The 16,610-nt window shown below is 43.8% G+C and carries 12 protein-coding genes; 10 read left to right on the top strand and 2 right to left on the bottom strand.

Annotated features, from left to right (window positions below; all coding sequences use genetic code 11):
* Positions 1–16: 16 nt before the first annotated feature.
* Together P2A85_RS01190 and P2A85_RS01185 are read left to right on the top strand one after the other, a co-directional pair.
* Entirely contained in the window at positions 17–289 is a 273-nt protein-coding gene (locus P2A85_RS01190) for a hypothetical protein (RefSeq protein WP_096828927.1), read from the top strand.
* Positions 286–663, top strand: coding sequence for a clan AA aspartic protease (locus P2A85_RS01185; protein WP_377477110.1), 378 nt, complete (start codon positions 286–288; stop codon positions 661–663). Before P2A85_RS01190 ends, P2A85_RS01185 begins: the two co-directional genes overlap by 4 nt.
* A gap of 192 nt (positions 664–855) precedes the next feature.
* On the opposite strand, the gene P2A85_RS01180 is transcribed toward P2A85_RS01185, so the two are convergent.
* Complete coding sequence (locus P2A85_RS01180; RefSeq protein WP_377477109.1) at positions 856–4,080, bottom strand: efflux RND transporter permease subunit; 3,225 nt, start codon at positions 4,078–4,080, stop codon at positions 856–858.
* A gap of 172 nt (positions 4,081–4,252) precedes the next feature.
* Positions 4,253–5,434 carry a helix-turn-helix transcriptional regulator gene (locus tag P2A85_RS01175; RefSeq protein ID WP_377477108.1) on the bottom strand — a complete coding sequence of 394 codons (1,182 nt, stop codon included), beginning with the start codon at positions 5,432–5,434 and terminating at the stop codon, positions 4,253–4,255.
* Positions 5,435–5,625: 191 nt separating this feature from the next.
* On the opposite strand from P2A85_RS01175, the gene P2A85_RS01170 reads away from it, so the two are divergent.
* From P2A85_RS01170 to cas1, 8 genes are all read left to right on the top strand, one after another.
* Positions 5,626–8,766: a type III-B CRISPR-associated protein Cas10/Cmr2 gene (locus tag P2A85_RS01170; protein WP_377477107.1), complete on the top strand. Its 3,141-nt coding sequence runs from the start codon at positions 5,626–5,628 to the stop codon at positions 8,764–8,766.
* Positions 8,763–9,890 carry a type III-B CRISPR module-associated Cmr3 family protein gene (locus P2A85_RS01165; protein WP_377477106.1) on the top strand — a complete coding sequence of 376 codons (1,128 nt, stop codon included), beginning with the start codon at positions 8,763–8,765 and terminating at the stop codon, positions 9,888–9,890. Before P2A85_RS01170 ends, P2A85_RS01165 begins: the two co-directional genes overlap by 4 nt.
* On the top strand, positions 9,883–10,713 hold the full coding sequence (gene cmr4 / locus P2A85_RS01160; protein WP_377477105.1) for a type III-B CRISPR module RAMP protein Cmr4: 831 nt from the start codon (positions 9,883–9,885) through the stop codon (positions 10,711–10,713). The genes P2A85_RS01165 and cmr4 overlap by 8 nt, the downstream gene beginning before the upstream one ends.
* Before the next feature lie 16 nt (positions 10,714–10,729).
* The gene (locus P2A85_RS01155) at positions 10,730–11,125 is read left to right on the top strand and encodes a hypothetical protein (protein WP_377477104.1); all 396 of its coding nucleotides are present in this window, start codon (positions 10,730–10,732) and stop codon (positions 11,123–11,125) included.
* A 4-nt stretch (positions 11,126–11,129) separates the two neighbouring features.
* On the top strand, positions 11,130–12,986 hold the full coding sequence (locus P2A85_RS01150; RefSeq protein ID WP_377477102.1) for an RAMP superfamily CRISPR-associated protein: 1,857 nt from the start codon (positions 11,130–11,132) through the stop codon (positions 12,984–12,986).
* An 85-nt stretch (positions 12,987–13,071) separates the two neighbouring features.
* A complete protein-coding gene (locus tag P2A85_RS01145; RefSeq protein WP_377477101.1) occupies positions 13,072–14,355 on the top strand; it encodes a hypothetical protein in 1,284 nt (427 codons plus the stop codon).
* Between the two features lie 323 nt (positions 14,356–14,678).
* Positions 14,679–14,963 (top strand): CRISPR-associated protein Csx18, encoded by a 285-nt coding sequence (gene csx18, locus P2A85_RS01140; protein WP_377477100.1) that lies wholly within the window; start codon positions 14,679–14,681, stop codon positions 14,961–14,963.
* 654 nt (positions 14,964–15,617) lie between these two features.
* Positions 15,618–16,607: a CRISPR-associated endonuclease Cas1 gene (gene cas1, locus P2A85_RS01135; protein ID WP_377477099.1), complete on the top strand. Its 990-nt coding sequence runs from the start codon at positions 15,618–15,620 to the stop codon at positions 16,605–16,607.
* The last annotated feature ends 3 nt before the right edge of the window (positions 16,608–16,610 follow it).

Raw genomic sequence — 16,610 nt, 5'->3', positions numbered from 1 at the left:
AAGAGGAGTCAAACGAATGGCAGTCCGGCAACCCATATATAGCAAAGAAGAATTTGCCCAACGGGGCGATTCGATCTACGAAACTCAAATCAGACCCTTGGTTGAAACAGGCAATCGTGGCAAAATCGTAGCCATTGATATCGAAACTGGAGCTTTTGAAGTTGATGCGAGTGAAATAGCAGCGTGCGATCGCCTCGAAGCGCATCACCCAGACGCTCAAATCTGGATTGTCCGCATAGGTTCCCGCTATGTACGTCGATTCGGTGGACGCACGAAGATATCTGTATGATAACTGGAATTGTTAATGCGGAATTTGAGCCAATTATTCCAATTTTAATCTGTGATTATGATGGAAATGTTTACACGCAAGATGCGATCGTAGACACAGGCTTCAATGGTTGGCTTTCACTCTCTCCCGATCTGATTGCCCAGTTAAATCTGAGATGGAAAAGGCGAGGACGCGCTATTCTTGGAGATGGTAGTGAATGTGTTTTTAATATCTACGAAGCGGTTGTAGTTTGGGACGGAGTTTATCTGACTATCCCGGTTGATGAGGCTGATTCAGAACCTCTTGTGGGAATGTCATTGATGGAAAACTATCAGCTAATTGTACAAGTGTTTGAAGGAGGTCTTGTAGAACTCCGCAAAATAAATACAGTCTAACAAGATGCTTATGAAGTAAGACTGTAGCGATCGCACCTATTTCTTAACAATATCACTCAACTTTAACTGGTTCCCAGGCAGAGCCTGGGAACCGATTTCCAGAGGCTCTGCCTCGCTCTTCGAGTGTGAAAAGTGGAGGCAGAGCCTCCGGATATGTATTACCAGGCAGAGCCTGGGAACAAGTAAAACTCCCTATAAATTCGGAGTCTTTCTCCCCGCCTTCTGCACAGGAATAGCCACCGCCTGCGGCTTCTGCTTCGCGGCAAACATATCAAAGAAATCGTGCAGCAAAATATAGAAACAGGGAATAATAAACAGCGTCAGCAAAGTCGCCAGCGACAAACCCGAAAACACCACAACTCCCAAAGGTTGCAGAAACTCCGAACCTTCTCCAATTCCCAAAGCGAGGGGAAACAAACCCAAAACTGTGGTAATAGTTGTCATCAAAATCGGACGCAAACGTTGAGGTGCAGCCCTGAGAATTGCTGTGGTGCGATCGACCTTTTCATCTTCCCGAATTTGGTTGGCTAATTCTACCATAATAATGCCGTTATTTACGACAATTCCCACGAGCAAAATTGCCCCGATCATCACCGTAGCCCCGATCGCAGTTTTGGTAACATACAGCCCGAAAATACCCGCAGCCAACGCCAGCGGCACCGTCAGCAAAATCACCAGCGGATCAACCAAAGAATTGTACTGCACCGCCATCGTTACAAACACTAAAAAAGTCGCCAACCCGCCCAAAAGTTTGAGCGCAGTTTGCAATTGATTGTTAGTTTCCGCAGCCGAACTCGGCACAATTCTGACTCCTGGCGGCAACTTCATTTCTGATAAAACTGCATCGACTTGATTCACAGCATCGCCCAAACTTGCACCCCGATTTAAGTTGCCAACTATTAAGAAAACTTGCCGCTGATTGAGACGTTGAATTTCTCCCGGCGCTTTGCCGATCGCAATTTTTGCCACATCGCTCAAACGGACGATGCTATTATTGCCAGATAAGGGAATTTGTCCGAGTTGGGCGATATTTTTTACAGAAGTGCGATCGAACTGTACGCGCACATCTACCAAGCGGTTTCCCCGCTGCACTTGAGTCGGAACAGTACCTTCAATTGCCGTTTGAACTGTCTCCCCAATGTCTTGGGCACTCAGTCCGTACAAAGCAGCCCTTTCCCAATCTGGACGAATTTGTACTTCCGACTGCGGCGCGTCTCCATCCGGCCGAAACCGGGCTAATTTTACCTTTTCATCTAACTCTTTTAAAATCTGACGACCTGCTTCCTGCAATACTTGTTCACTTGGGCCTTGAATTATGACATCAATTTCGCCGCCTCTGACTGGGGAATTGGTTAAAACTAAACCTCTAATCCCTTCTGGAACCAAGCGCAGTCGAGTGCCTTTGGGAACATCAATTTTCTTTAATTCCTCAGTCATTCTTTCAGTAAAGGCGATCGTACTTGTACCTTTTTTTAGGGTAATTGTGCTGCTTCCCCTGAGCAAATTTTCGATCGTATTGTTGCCGAACAGCAGCCCTCCCGCTGTGGTTAAAGTGTACTCGGTTTCTGGCTGTGCCAACAGCAGTTTATCGGCGGCTGCAACTACTTTTTGATTAGTTTCCAAGTTAGTCCCCGCAGGAAACAAAGCAAATAATCGTGCTTGACTTGTATTAACTTTCGGCAAAATTTCTTGGGGGATTTGACCAGCCATCACCCAAGTTCCGCTGCCTAAAATCACAAAAGCGAGTACAATAATAATTAGTCGCAAACCCAGCACTTTTGACAGCACCGAACTGTAGGCGCGCGTACCGTTTTCAAAGCCTCGATTGAAATATTTAATCGGTCCGAACTTATTAATGCCACTGGAATAAGACATTCCCATCAAGCGAGAAGTCAGCATCGGTACTATAGTTAAAGCTACTACCAGGGATGCTGCTACTGCAAAGCTAATTGTTAAAATTAATTCGCTAAATAGCAGGGAAAAGAAGCCGCCGATCAGCAAGAATGGTAGGACTGATACTAAGTTTGCCGCAGTGGAAGCAACCATGGCTGATTCTACTTCTTGACTCCGCATTACAGACTCTTCGATGGTGCGTTCTTTGCGGTCTTTGATTCTGCCTTTTTTGAGATGAGGGTTGCTGTCTAGACCGACTACAATATTTTCTAAAATCACGACGCTGGTGTCGATCGCCTGACCGATTCCCAAGGCTAAACCCCCTAAACTAAACAAGTTCAGCGATAAGCCGAACAGTCGCATTAAAATAATGGCTGCTAGAGTACACAGGGGAATAGTCAGAGAGATAATCAGGGTTTGTCTGAGGGAACCTAAAAAGAACAAAACGGCGATCGCAGCCAAGACTGCCCCGGAAATTCCCGCATTGGCCACATCGGCTAGGGAATTGCGGATAAATCGAGATTCGTCTAAGGTCGTAACTACTTTCATGTCAGCCGAAATTAAGCCGGAGTTCTGCATTTCTTTGAGGCGATTTTTCACTCCATCAACAACGGTAATCGTGTTGGCATCCGGCTGTTTCAAGATGCTAATTTTAACTGCTGGTTTTTGATTGAGAAAAACTTTGACCCGCTGTTCTTCCGTACCGTCATTGACTGTGGCAAAATCGCGCAGGTAAACACGTTTGGGCGGATTGGAACCGGATATTTGAAAGGATATGTTTTTGATATCTGCTGCTGTTTTAAAGCGGCCGACTGTGCGAGTCAGCGGTTCGTTGGATTCTTGGCGCAGTCTGCCGCCGGAAGTATCTAAGTTGCGCGATCGCAAAGCATTAAAAACGTCGTTAAGATTAACTCCTAAACTTTGCAGGCGATTCAGGTCAATATTCACTTGAATTTCTTCTTGAACGCCGCCGGAAACGTCAACAGAAGCTACTCCGGGAATCACGTTAATTTCCCTGGCTAATTCGTCATCGGCAAATACCCGCAAATCTACGCCTTGGCGCGAGTCTGAAGTCAGCGCAAATTCGTAAACAGGCTGTTGGGAAGGGTCAAATTTAAACAGATTGGGGGATTCAACTGTGTCTGGGAGTCGGTTACGGATGCGGTTAACTGAGGCTGTGGCGTCGTTGAGGGCTTGGTTGATGTCTCCACCCGGTTTGAAGAATAAATCGACGCTGACTTGTCCTTCGCGGGTGCGGGAGAACACTTGGGTGACGCCTTCTGTCGCTGAAAGTCCTTGTTCGAGGGGGCGGGTAATTTCGTCAACTGCGACTTCTGGAGAAACTCCGGGGGCATCTAGGCGCACGCTGATCCGGGGATAGGTGATGGATGGTAGCAAGTCAACGGGTAGTTGGGTGATGTAAAAAATGCCCACAACTATAATCGCCAGTGTCAGCATCAGGGTGCCGATGTGGCGGCGAATCGCGATCGCGCTAATGCTAAATCCGGTTTTATCGGCTGTCATGTGATTTGATATTACAGAATATTTACTGACCCAGATTACGAGTAGTATAATAAATTTAAATAAATTCTCAAAAACTTTTTTTTGAATATGCCTTAAGAGGTAGTCGATCGCCCAAAATGGAGAACGATATCAGCGGCGATCGGCTTTTTTATCCCCTGTCAACAATTTGGATTTACAAATTGTAGCGATCGCACAAATCTCTGGCTGCTTGTCGGTGTTTTTCTACCAAACTCGGCGGGGAAAGCACTTGGGCGTTTTCCATATATTTGTTAACCCACAGACTAAATTCCTTCAAAGAGCGATCGGGCAAATCTATCTGATAATCCACATATAGCAGATTGCCAAAACTATCCCTTGGGCCTTCCTTAATCTTTTTTTGTCGCGGATGTCGCCGATCGCCCTCTAGAATAAATCCAACTACTTTCTGAAAAAATCGCACCTTTACTTTTTGCAACTTCAGCCTTCCCTCCAATTCTGCCTGCTGTTGCTCTAGATTGCCCAAGAACAGCCCCCAGCCGTTTTTTAACAATTTGTGAGCTATTTTCAGACTTTGTAACTGTGGGGCTAAACCACGTCCTTCTGCATCGATAATTTCGCAGTAGTCGGTAAAGCGATTCACCCGTTCTACTTTCAAATGTCCGTTTTCGCAATTTTCGCAAATCAGGTACCAGGCGATGTCATGATAAATCAGTTGCAGGGGCCAGATTCGCCGGAAACCGACATTGCCTTTACCATAATAATCTTTTTCGCGGTAAACTTCGATCGCCAGGCCTCGAACTATGGCTGCTTCTACCATTTCTAGTTTGTGAAATAGGGTATTGCGATACTCTTGGCGATCGAGCATTTCGACAGGATCGGTGTAAATAATCGCACGATTCAGGTGTTCGCGAACGGGATAAAACAATTTGCCTTTGAGTTCGATATCCAATCCACGCAACAGTTTAGTGAGTTTTTCACAAATTCGTCGCGCTTGGGCATTTCCCTGATATTTTGCTTGAGATGCGATCGCTTGAAATGCGAAAAGTAGTTCTTCTCGATTCATTGCGCCGGTGCCGAGATAGTAGCCGAATCGATACATTCGTTTGTCTAGTATGCCGTAGTGTCGCAAAGTTTCTAAGTCTTTGCGAATTGTGGGAGTTGCGGGATAGTTTTCGGGGAATTCGATGTTGTATTCGGCGGCAATTTTCTGCAATTGAGATTGCACTTCTAGCAAAGCATCGTGATATTTACTGTCGGAGGTTTCGGTGTCAGAGTGTCCGATTCCGGGATGGTTTACTAATGTGGCGATGAGGAGCATGATGCGATCGAACGTTAGTCGATCGGCGTAGGGGTGAGGTGTCGGTTTTTTTGCCATGATGGGTGTCTATCAGTAAGTTGGTGAAATTTCAAGTAAAAGACAATATTGACATAAAAATATAGAATAGTCTGAAAACTATTATTTGCAGAGCTTTGTGGCTGAGAACACGTTTGATGAATATTGCGAAAATTGAGACATGAAGCTGGCTCGGCTGGTATATTTAGCTTAATCGTTAGCGAATAACAGCAATGTCAACATTCTGGCAAGCCAAGATTTGGGGATTGATGCACGATCCAGTCCTCAAGTCGCTGCATCGAGACATGAGTCGGGAGGGGGGATGGGAACAGTTGCAGTGTATGGAGGGCTGGAAATCTCCGAAAGAACCGGCAACTCATTCTCAAACCAATTTGAATGGAACTTGGCTGAAGTATGTAGGATTGTGTGATTTGATCGCAGCCGCCAGCGATCGCACTACTGTTGGTAGATTGCCACCGGAACACAGTGCCGTACTCTATGACAGTCAAGGGTTACAGCTACGCCACTTGTTATCGGGAAAAGCACAAACTCTGATTTTGGAACAGTGGCACCACCGAATTATCGATCGCGATCGCACGGAATTTTTAGATTGGGTTGAACAAACTGCACTCGATCCTATTAAAAAATGGAAAGATCCGCAAAAAGTATTTTGGTGGTTGTGGCGGTGCTATACACAGGCAATTTCTACCTCTTTGGGAGCAGCAAAAGATGAACCGTGCATTCATTTATTGCCCGCAGAAACGCGCATTCCCGATGCTTCTTTATGGAGTCACGTTACTATGACTTCTGCTTTAGCTGGAGGATTAGCAGGGTATTCCGACAATCCAGAAGATTATCCCAAAAAAGGCGATCGCAATTGGCCGCGATCGCGCCCTTATGTCGCTACTTTCAGCTTTACCCCCGTACAAGAATTAATCAAATCCAGCCGCAAAATGCGAGATTTTTGGGCTGGTTCCTGGCTGCTACACTATCTTTCTGCCAAAGTTTGTTGGGCGATCGCCCAGAAATACGGCCCCGATACTCTGCTTTACCCTTGTTTGTACGCCCAACCGCTAATTGACCATTGGCTATTACAAAAATATCCCGATTTTCAAGAGTGGATTAAACAGCCATCCCAGTCAGTTTGGGAACAACAATTACTCACAGCAGGATTTCCCAATGTCTTAGTAATGATCTTGCCTAATAATGGTCAAGGTGCAGAAGCAACCAGCGGGAATCCAGTCCGCGCAGCGATGGCTTATGCCGAAGCAACGCTGCACCAAGAATGGAAAAATATCGGGCAAAAAGTATTAGCTTTCCTGCAAGCAGACAAAACAGAAGGCGGCGAACAGTGGCGTAATATCAACTCCCAAACTTGGGAGGGGTGGTTAAAAACACAGTGGCAGACATACTGGACAGCAGTGCCGATCGGTTCTTCTGATGCTGAATTACATCATTCCCCCCGCAAAGAAACTGAGTACAAAGCATGGATTCAAAAGCAAAATGACTTTGCTAATCCGCATCCAGAATTATTTATTAAGCCGGAATACAATTTTCTGGAAGCTGTATTTAGAAACACATCTTCCAAGTCGCAAGAAAACCTCTCTCAACCGGAAACCAGAGCCGAGTTTAGAGCAAAGCAGCCTAATATGAATGCAGGCTCTTGGTGGGCGAGTATTTTTGACTCCCTTCGCTTCAGTCTCAATGCTGTTAAAAATTCTAGAACTTGGCAACTGCCTACTGCCTTTGGCCCCCGTTCCACGGTTTCAGGAATAGGATCGGCCGTGCATCCCACCTATAATTCCAAACAAAATGATTGGGCTACGGAGGAACAAACTAGGGAATTTTGGTCTTATGATATGGGGTTATTCGACGGTATTGAACAACTCAATGCGACCGAAATCATCAAGCGCGGTTTGCACCAAATTTTGCTCAAAGAACTGTTTCCAGGGGAAGCCGAAAACCAGCGGGGGAAAATACCTGTTCTTTATCCCGATTTGAGTTCGGGTGTAGCTGGCTGGCTGCGAACAATGGAAGCAGCAGGGAATCAGCAAGCTATTAACTACTTTTTGGCATCTTGTGCAAAAGTTATCGGTGATTTTAAATGGACAAATGACGGTGAATATGCACCAGCAAATTTACCTTGGGGCATTCCTTGGATGGCCAAAAATCACAGTAAGTGGTACAATCCGCGCTTGCTGAATGCTGGCTGGTTGATTGATGACTATCACCCAAAAAGTGATAATCCTGACCAACCATTTACTCACACTAAAAAACAAAAAGCTAAACAAGAAGAGTTGAGGAAACTGCGAGAATCCATTTCTAAATTATTTGCTCCGGGCAATAATCCGACGGATTGGTACGTCTTAGCTGCTGGCGATGGCGACGGTATGGGTGATTGGCTCAAAGGTACAAAGTTAGAAGCATATAAGCATTATCTTCCTGATGCTTTGCACCGCAAGATTAATCAAATGCCGGAGCAGTTTCGGGAGCCATTTCAAGAGTTTCTGGAAGTGCCAAAACGCATGGGGCCTTCTACTCACAGCGCTTTGAGTCGTGCTTTGTTGGATTTCTCTAATCAATTAGTCCCTTATCTCACTGAACAGCGCTACGCTGGACGGCTAATTTACGGCGGTGGCGATGATGTTTTGGCCTATACAAATCTCTGGGAATGGGATAAGTGGCTGTGGGATATTCGCCAATGTTTTAAAGGTGCTGATGACCCGAAAAATGAGTTTATTAGTGAGGGAGATTACTGGCGGTGGAATGGCGAAAAGTTGCCGGATAATTTATCTGAACGTCCCTTATTTACAATGGGACACAAGGCTACGATTAGTTTTGGGATTGTTCTTGCTCACCATTCCGTGCCGATGGCGATCGCTTTGGAAAATTTGTGGAAAGCAGAAGGAAAAGAAGAAGGAGCCAAAAAACATAAATCACCTGATGGCAAACAAAAGGATGCCGTGCAAGTTCGCATTCTCTACGGTAATGGCAACATTTTGAAAGCTACTTGTAAGTTTGATGTGTTCCATCAATGGCAAGAATTGATTGCTATTCCAGGTTTAGATAGCGCAATTTTTGAGCAAGCTGCGACTATCTGGAGTCAGCATCCAGCACCGATGTATGAGGCAATTGAACCGTGGACAAATGCCTTTTGCAGTCGCCGAGAAGCTTTTAAAGGCGATGAATCAATGCTGAAACACTTTAAAGAATTGTTAACAGAGTTTTTGCAAGGATTATGGCTGACAACTGAAGCTGGTAAAGAGTGCGATCCTCTTCGAGGGCTGCGCGAACGGCAAATTAACAACTGGCTGAAACTCGCCGCCTTTCTCATCCGCAACCGCGACATCAAACTAGGAGGTGAACGTCAATGAATTGGTACACAATTACCCCTCTCGATATTTTATTGTTCAGGGATGCCAAACCCTTTACACCAGGAGAAAGAGCCTGGGCAAGCAGCAGTTTTCCTCCCAACGGACACACCATTGCTGGGGCTTTGCGGAAACTGCTAGGAGACAAGATTGATTTGCGAATTACTGGCCCGTTTTTGTGCCGAGATGAAACCCTTTATTTCTCTCGTCCCATCGGGTTTGTCGGCTCAATTCCCCTCGTACCTTTAGCCTGGGATGACAACTCTAACTTACGCCAAGCATTGTGGGATAAACAACAGCCTTCTCCTTTGGTAAAACCTTCGGATCGCAACAAGGATCATGAACGCAAAGATGAGGAAATTGGCAATTACAAATTCAGGGAATATTTGCCATTTACTACTGTACAAAACTATCTACAATCTGGTAAAATTAACAGAGGTGACTGGCTGACAGAAGATAAAACAAAAACAGAACTTGAACCTTGGTTAGTTGAAACTCGATCGCACAACGCCATTCAAGAAGGCACGCGACAAGTCAAAGACGCTGACGGGTATTTTGTCGAAAATGCCATTCGCCTAAAGGAAGGTTGGAGTTTGGCGATCGGTCTCGATCGAGCCATCGAAACACCAGCGATAATTCAATTAGGCGGTGAAGGACACCGGGCTATCTTGCAGCGGGTAGAAGTCTTAGATAACCAATGGCAAGAACTCCAAAAATTATCAAATGACAACTTCAGCAAAGGTGGTAAATCAATTGCATATCTCGTCACGCCTGGAGTATTTGAACGTCGCGAAAGCCAAAAAAATCATCAATCGGTGTGTCGTGCGTGGCCCTCGGAATGGAAATTAGCTCATGCAGTTAATAGCAATCAGGCGATCGGGCCATTAGTCAGCGTTTCAACAGCTAGCGCACTGCCAATAAGTTGCCGTATTCGAGACAAAGACGATCGAGAAAAAAGTATTCCAGCACCTCAAGTGTTTGCCGCGCGTCCCGGTAGTTTGTATTACTTGAATCAACCGAAAGAGTTGTTTCAGGAGGATGATAAAAGGAAGGTTAACGTTTGGCGGCAGTTAGGTTACTCGGAATTGTTGTGGATTAATTACAAAGGAGACAAAAACCATGATTAACTACGTCTATTTATATCTGCTTTCACCCCTGCATACAGGTGGCACTACTCAAGAGGGTAATTTATTAGGAATTGCCCGCGAATCTCATACGAATTTGCCTTATATTCCTTCTAGCAGCATTCGGGGAAAAGTTCGCTCTAGCGTGGCAAATCGGGTAACGCGAGTACAGCTTTTTGGCCCTGAACTTAAGGATACCCAAGATCCAGATTTTGTTTTTGAGTATGAGTATGAAACCGACAAAAAATTAAATCAACTGGAACAGGGTAGTATTTGGATTGGTGATGCTTCAATTCTCTGGCTACCTGTACCATCTTTGAGTCATGGTATTGTTTGGATTAGTTGCCCTTTATTATTACAACGATGGGCAAGGTTTAATTCTGGGGATATTCATATAGAAGAATACAGCAGCAATTTGCCCAAGAAATCTTCTGTGTATCTCAAGGATGCAATTGTCAAAGGCGATCGATTAAAACCTTTTGCTAATTGGCAAAATTTTATTCCTCAAGAAAAAAGCAGTATTAAGCGTGTTTTAGTATTGCCAGATCAACACTTTGCTACCTTAATTCAAATGAGTTTGTGGCGTCAAGTAAAAGTCAAGTTAGACGAACACAAAGTTGTTGATGGTGGTTTCCGTTATGAAGAAGCTATTCCCCCTGATACTTTGATGTATTTCCCTTGGGGAATTACTTCTCAAGCAAATGGTACGGCTAAACAATCTCGTGATGAATTTGAGAACATATTAGCTGCACAGCCAGTTTTACAAATAGGCGGACAAGAAAGCTTAGGACGTGGATTTGTACAGCAGTGGACAATTACTAAATAATTTCAAAGGAGTGAAGATGATGGTATTTGATCCTCGAACAATTGCTACACCAGTTTATGAAGCATTGGCTGAATTAAGGCAACAGCATAATGGTAATGATTCTCGTTTAAAGGAACAAAAAAATCAGGCTGTTGAACTTTATACTTACCTCTCTACTTGGGGAATGATGCGCCTCAAGGCTGAAGAACAAGCACTGACTCAAGATGGTAAAAAGGATGTTGTCAAAAAATATTTTGACTGTCTTCAGCGGTTATCTGGAATTGAAAATCTATCCAACAATCCGGGATTAAAAACTTTGATAGCTATGGATACTGACGAATATCTGGGAATTACTGGCTTAGGTTTGGCGATCGCGCAAGAATTTAGCTTTTGGGCAACGGCTGTTTATCACGATATCAAAGGAGAGAATTAATCAGATGGTAAATAATAGACCGATCAGAAGAGATAATGCTGGTGGTGGCAATAATTTTAATAGTGGTAACTCTGATATACCTTCGCCTTGGCTCGATCCAGATAACATACCTAAGCCAGATCCTAGTGCTAGTTTTGTCAGCTTTGTAGAGTATTTGCGCTGGATGCGATCGCCTGACACTGAATACAAGGATGCTACGAAAGTTCAAATTCTGCAAATGGCGGAGGAAAAGGCAAAAACTTATAAGGATCGGCTGACGGAATTAACCAATCGGACTAAGTTAATTGCTGGTGAAAACAACACTTTTCAAGTTAAGTCTACTTGGCGGGTAAGAGTGGGAGGACATCGAGGCCCTGAAAGCATTTTATTACCTGCTTTTGATGCTTTAGGAATCCCTTATATTCCTTCTAGTACCCTGCGCGGTGTGGCTAGAAATCAAGCAATTCGTCATTTTATGGCTGAGGGAATGGAATATAAGCAAGCTGTTCGAGAAATTGCCCCTTATTTTGGTGATTTGGATGCCAAAAATCCACGCGATCGCGCTGGTAAGGTCATCTTTCTTGATGCCTATCCTTTACCTAGCATACTTGGCGTTTTGTCAATGGATATGGCAAACAATATTTGGAAGTGGGAGGGCGATTTTCCTGAATATAAGTCTAACCCTAATCCTTTTTTATCACTCAAAGAACCTACTGTTTTAATCGGGATCAAACCGACCAAAAGCTGTAACGAGGAGACTTTTAATCAGGTAAAAGCTTGGTTAACAGCAGGTTTACAAGCTGGTATTGGTTCGCAGGTAAACACGGGGTATGGAGAAATGCTTCGTGCTGGTGAAAGTTCCCATCAACCTGAGATTATGCAAGTTAATTTTACCATGAAAGGACAATTAATTCATGGTTCGCAAAAATTTACTAATGTTAGTCAGCCTTTTAAAAAGGATCGAGATGGTAGGTTACAAACAGATAGAAATGGCAAATTAAAACCCGATACCTCTCCACAAGCAGAAGTGCGTGCAGTTGCTTTTAAATCTATGCTGCGTTACTGGTTTCGTGTGTTTGCTTTGGGGGTATTACCAACTAGAAAAGTGCAAGAGTGGGAAGCCAATTTATTTGGGGCAATTCAACCTCAAAAATGTGGCTGGATAAAATTTAATGTGGCTGAAGGTAAAAAGCCAAATTCAAATATCCAACAATCGGATCAATCTTGTTTGCAGCAAGAGGGATTGCTAACTCTGAATTATTCATCAGAAGCACCCAATAATCAGCGAAAAAATATCAAAAAATTAATGCAAAATCTTACCTGGATGATGTTTCATCTAGGGGGGATTGGACAGGGTGCAAGACGGCCTTGTTATTCTCGCCAAAATCGTCCCTATGCGCCTTGGTATCGGGGTTCAACTTTAACGCCAGATAGAGATGATAATTTTTGGAAGTTGTCATCTAATCTAGCAGATTTTCAGAAAATATTTCAGAAGCGATTAACGGATTTTTATACAGCTTTGGCGGTGGTAACTGGAGAAAGAGTTAATGGGCGATCGCCTTTAACAGTTGGTACCGTTACTCAACAGCAATGGCGAGAAGTTGCTGATATTAATTGTCGGATTGTCGTTTGTTCAGGAAAGGAAGATTTTGGCAAACCATACGCTTTAGCTGTTCTTCATAGTCCTGATTTAAAAGTTGGTAGTAATTACGATGGCAATCTTTGCGGAAAAGTTAGCCGTGACGTGAAACCTTCTCCTATTTGGATTGTTGATTTAGGTGATTACCAAGTCGTCACCATCTTTGGAGCCACTCAAGATCCTCGCACAAAATACTTAAACCTTTTACAAGCTAAACAACACGCTAAAATCTGGCCACTTTAGTTTCACTTTGTAGGGTGCGCCCCAGCGCACCTTACCAACTCAACTTTCTCCCTAAAACTTCCCACAAATCATCCAGGTAACAACAATGGCCAGCAGCATCGTCCTCTCCTTCGTCGGCAGCCAAGACCCCTACTCCGAAAAGAACAACGAACAAGGTTCCATAGCCACCCTAATCGGCCACCTTCTCAACCAAAAATACAACCTTCGCCGCGTCATTCTCCTTTACACTGAAGATATGCTTGAAAAAGCTAGCGATACCAAACATTGGCTGCAAGGCGAAGATTTTAATCTTCCAGAAGAAAGCATCGAATTAGTCCCCGTCGGTGCAGAACTTTCTCAAGATCCAGTCAGTCTCTTATTAGCAGTTCAAGAAGCTCGAAAAGGTTTAGAAAAAGCAAAGCCATACTTGAGCAAACAAGACCGCTTGGAATTTAATGCTTCTTCTGGAACGCCTGTGATGAAAACTTCCTGGAGCCTTTTACAAGCTGCTGGATATGCTCGTCATAGTTCGGTTTGGCAGGTGCGAAATCCTGATAAAAAGAACCCCGAACAGTCTCGCGTTTTTCAAACTAATATTGATACCTTGAAAAATGAATTTGATTTCAAGGTTGTCAAGAAACAAATTGAAGATTATAATTATAGTGGCGCTTTAGTGACTCTCGAAGGTAGCAATCTCTCCACCAACCTCATTATTGCTTTACTTGAGTATGCTCAGTACCGCATCGCTTTTGACTTTAACCGCGCTTTCAACGCCATCCAGCCTTTTGCTGATATTGTCGAACCGGAATTTATTTCAGAAATCAGCAGTCTGCGTCAAAAAAATCGGATATCCCTGTTCAAAGAAGTTTATTTCAAAGCTATAATCAAACTAAAAAATCAGCAATATGCGGATTTTTTGGTGGATGTGTTCAGATTTCAAGAGGGATTTCTCCGCTTTTTAGTGGAAACGAAGCTGGGATTAGATTGGCCAGAAAGTTATACACAAACTCAAGGCTTTTGGAACAAAATTAAACAAGTAGATGCTGGAAGACTTTACAAATTTCTGAAAAAATATAGCCTGCCCAATGGTAGAAAATTTAATAATTTAGAAGGGTTTCCCAACCGTCCGATGCAGATTGCAATTTTAGAATACTATCAACAGGAGTTTGATAGCTTATTGAAACCCATTGAACAATTAAACGAATATTGCGAACAGCGGAATCGTTGCGTCCACAGTTTTGAAGGGGTTTCGGAACTAGAAGATGGAGGAAAAATAATTAAAATTTTGCGGGATATTTTGCGTCTAAAAACAGTATTGCCAGACAATAATCCCTTTAATATTATCAATAGTAAAATCTGTGATTTACTGAAAGAGGTGTTGGAGAGTTAATGATAGATAAGTGGGAGTCAATTCATTACGAAATTCAAAAATAAGCCAAGAAACCTGCCACAATTTCACCGATCCGCCGGGGGTTAAAAACCCCCGTCTCATAGCGAAAGTCGGTTGAAACCGACTGCATAATTCTATCTATAAACTCCCCAGTCCTCTTTAAGAGGACTTGAGCTTTGAGCCAGGGGTTTTTAACCCCTGGCGGACTTTGAACCTAGGTTTTAAACCCCAGGCAGCCTCATAAACTTAACTAAAATTTTCACCTTCACCCTGCATCTACAACCAAATTTGACCATCCATATTCAACCCAAAATAACACAACTATGTACATCACATCTCGCGCATCCACAATCCGCAACTTCTCCCTAGCCGCCGTCAACGGCACCATCACTCTCATCATCCTCTTAATCGCACCCCTGGGATTAGCCGCCGTAATTTCTAACACATTCCTAGTCACGGTAGCAACTTTTTTCGCATCGACCATCGCTGACCAAATTGTTCGCTACCTCCAACCTTCCCGCGCCAAAGAAATCAAAACTCCCTTAGATTATGGATCGGAATCATCGCAAATTCTCCCGCAAGATTCGGAAAATTTAGAACGGAAATAAATTGATATATCTCGATCCAAATGCTGTAGGGGCGGGTTTGACCAACAATATTTGAAACCCACCAACCATTTACATAAACCCGCCCCCACACAACCAATAATCTGTATCAACATTGACTATCTTGACCCAAATGCTGTAGGGGCGGGTTTGACCAACAATATTTGAAACCCACCAACCATCTACATAAACCCGCCCCCACACAACCAATAATCTCCATCAACATTGACTATCTTGACCCAAATGCTGTAGGGGCGGGTTTGACCAACAATATTTAAAACTCACCAACCATCTACATAAACCCGCCCCCACACAACCAATAATCTCCATCAACATTGACTATCTTGACCCAAATGCTGTAGGGGCGGGTTTGACCAACAATATTTGAAACCCACCAACCATCTACATAAACCCGCCCCCACACAACCAATAATCTGTATCAACATTGATTCATATATAATGCAAAGAATGTAGATTGAGATTTGTCTTTGGGTGGGGGCGGGTTTATTTTTTCTGTCAATGAGTGGCGAATATTGTTGGTGAACCCGCCCCTACGATGATTCCAAAAATTTAAGAAACCGGGTTTTTATCAGTTTTTAGGTGCTGTGACGAAGTATTTTGGAAAAAACCCGGTTTCTGATTACCAAAAAAATCTTTATGCGTACCGTCTACGTTTCTCAACCTGGTTGTTACGTTTCCTTGCACCAAGAAATGTTGGTTATCAAAAAAGGCGAATCTGTGCTGGCTGAAGTTCAGCTTCCTCTCCTCGAACAACTGCTGATTTTTGGTCAATCTCAAGTCACAACTCAAGCAATTAGGACTTGTCTGTGGCGGAATATTCCTATTGCTTATCTTTCGCGGATGGGTTACTGTTACGGGCGGATTCTTCCTATCGAACGGGGCTACCGACAACTTTCTCGCTATCAGCAACAGTTGTGTTTTGCCGATCGCCTGCAAGTAGCCAGACGCATTGTGCAAGCTAAGCTGAAAAATAGTCGGGTGATCCTGATGCGACAGCAGCGCCGACAAGCTTCTGATGTCATTGTTTTTGCCATTAACTGTTTGGAACATTTAATCAAAAAAGCTGGGGAGGCTGAAACTATTGAGAAGTTGATGGGGATGGAAGGTGCGGGGGCGGCTCAGTATTTTTCGGCTTTTGAAGAGTGTTTGAGCAATCCTGATTTTGTGTTTGTGGGTAGATCGCGTCGCCCTCCGGGTAATCCGGTTAATGCTATGCTCAGTTTTGGCTATCAAGTTTTGTGGAATCATTTGTTGAGTTTGATCGAGTTGCAAGGGCTCGATCCTTATTCCGCTTGTTTGCATCAGGGAACGGAACGCCATGCGGCTTTGGCTTCGGATTTGATTGAGGAATTTCGGGCCCCAATTATTGATTCGTTAGTTACTTATTTAGTCAATCGCCGATTTGTGGATGCTGGCAATGATTTTGTCTATAGTAACGGCGGATGTTTCTTAAATGATTCTGGGAGGCGCAAATACCTGAAAGCTTTTTTAGAGCGTATGGAGGAGGAAATTGAAACGGATTCCGGTAAACAACCTAAGTGGGATTTGCTGAACCAACAAATCAAAGCTTACAAACAGTTTGTTTACAATCCAACGGAGCTTTATAAACCTTACCAAATTCGCTAAGCC

The sequence above is a fragment of the Microcoleus anatoxicus genome, assembly GCF_042465725.1.
Lineage (GTDB): Bacteria > Cyanobacteriota > Cyanobacteriia > Cyanobacteriales > Microcoleaceae > Microcoleus > Microcoleus anatoxicus.
The sequence above is the reverse complement of the archived record's forward strand: the minus strand, read 5'-3'. Positions and strand labels throughout refer to the sequence as shown.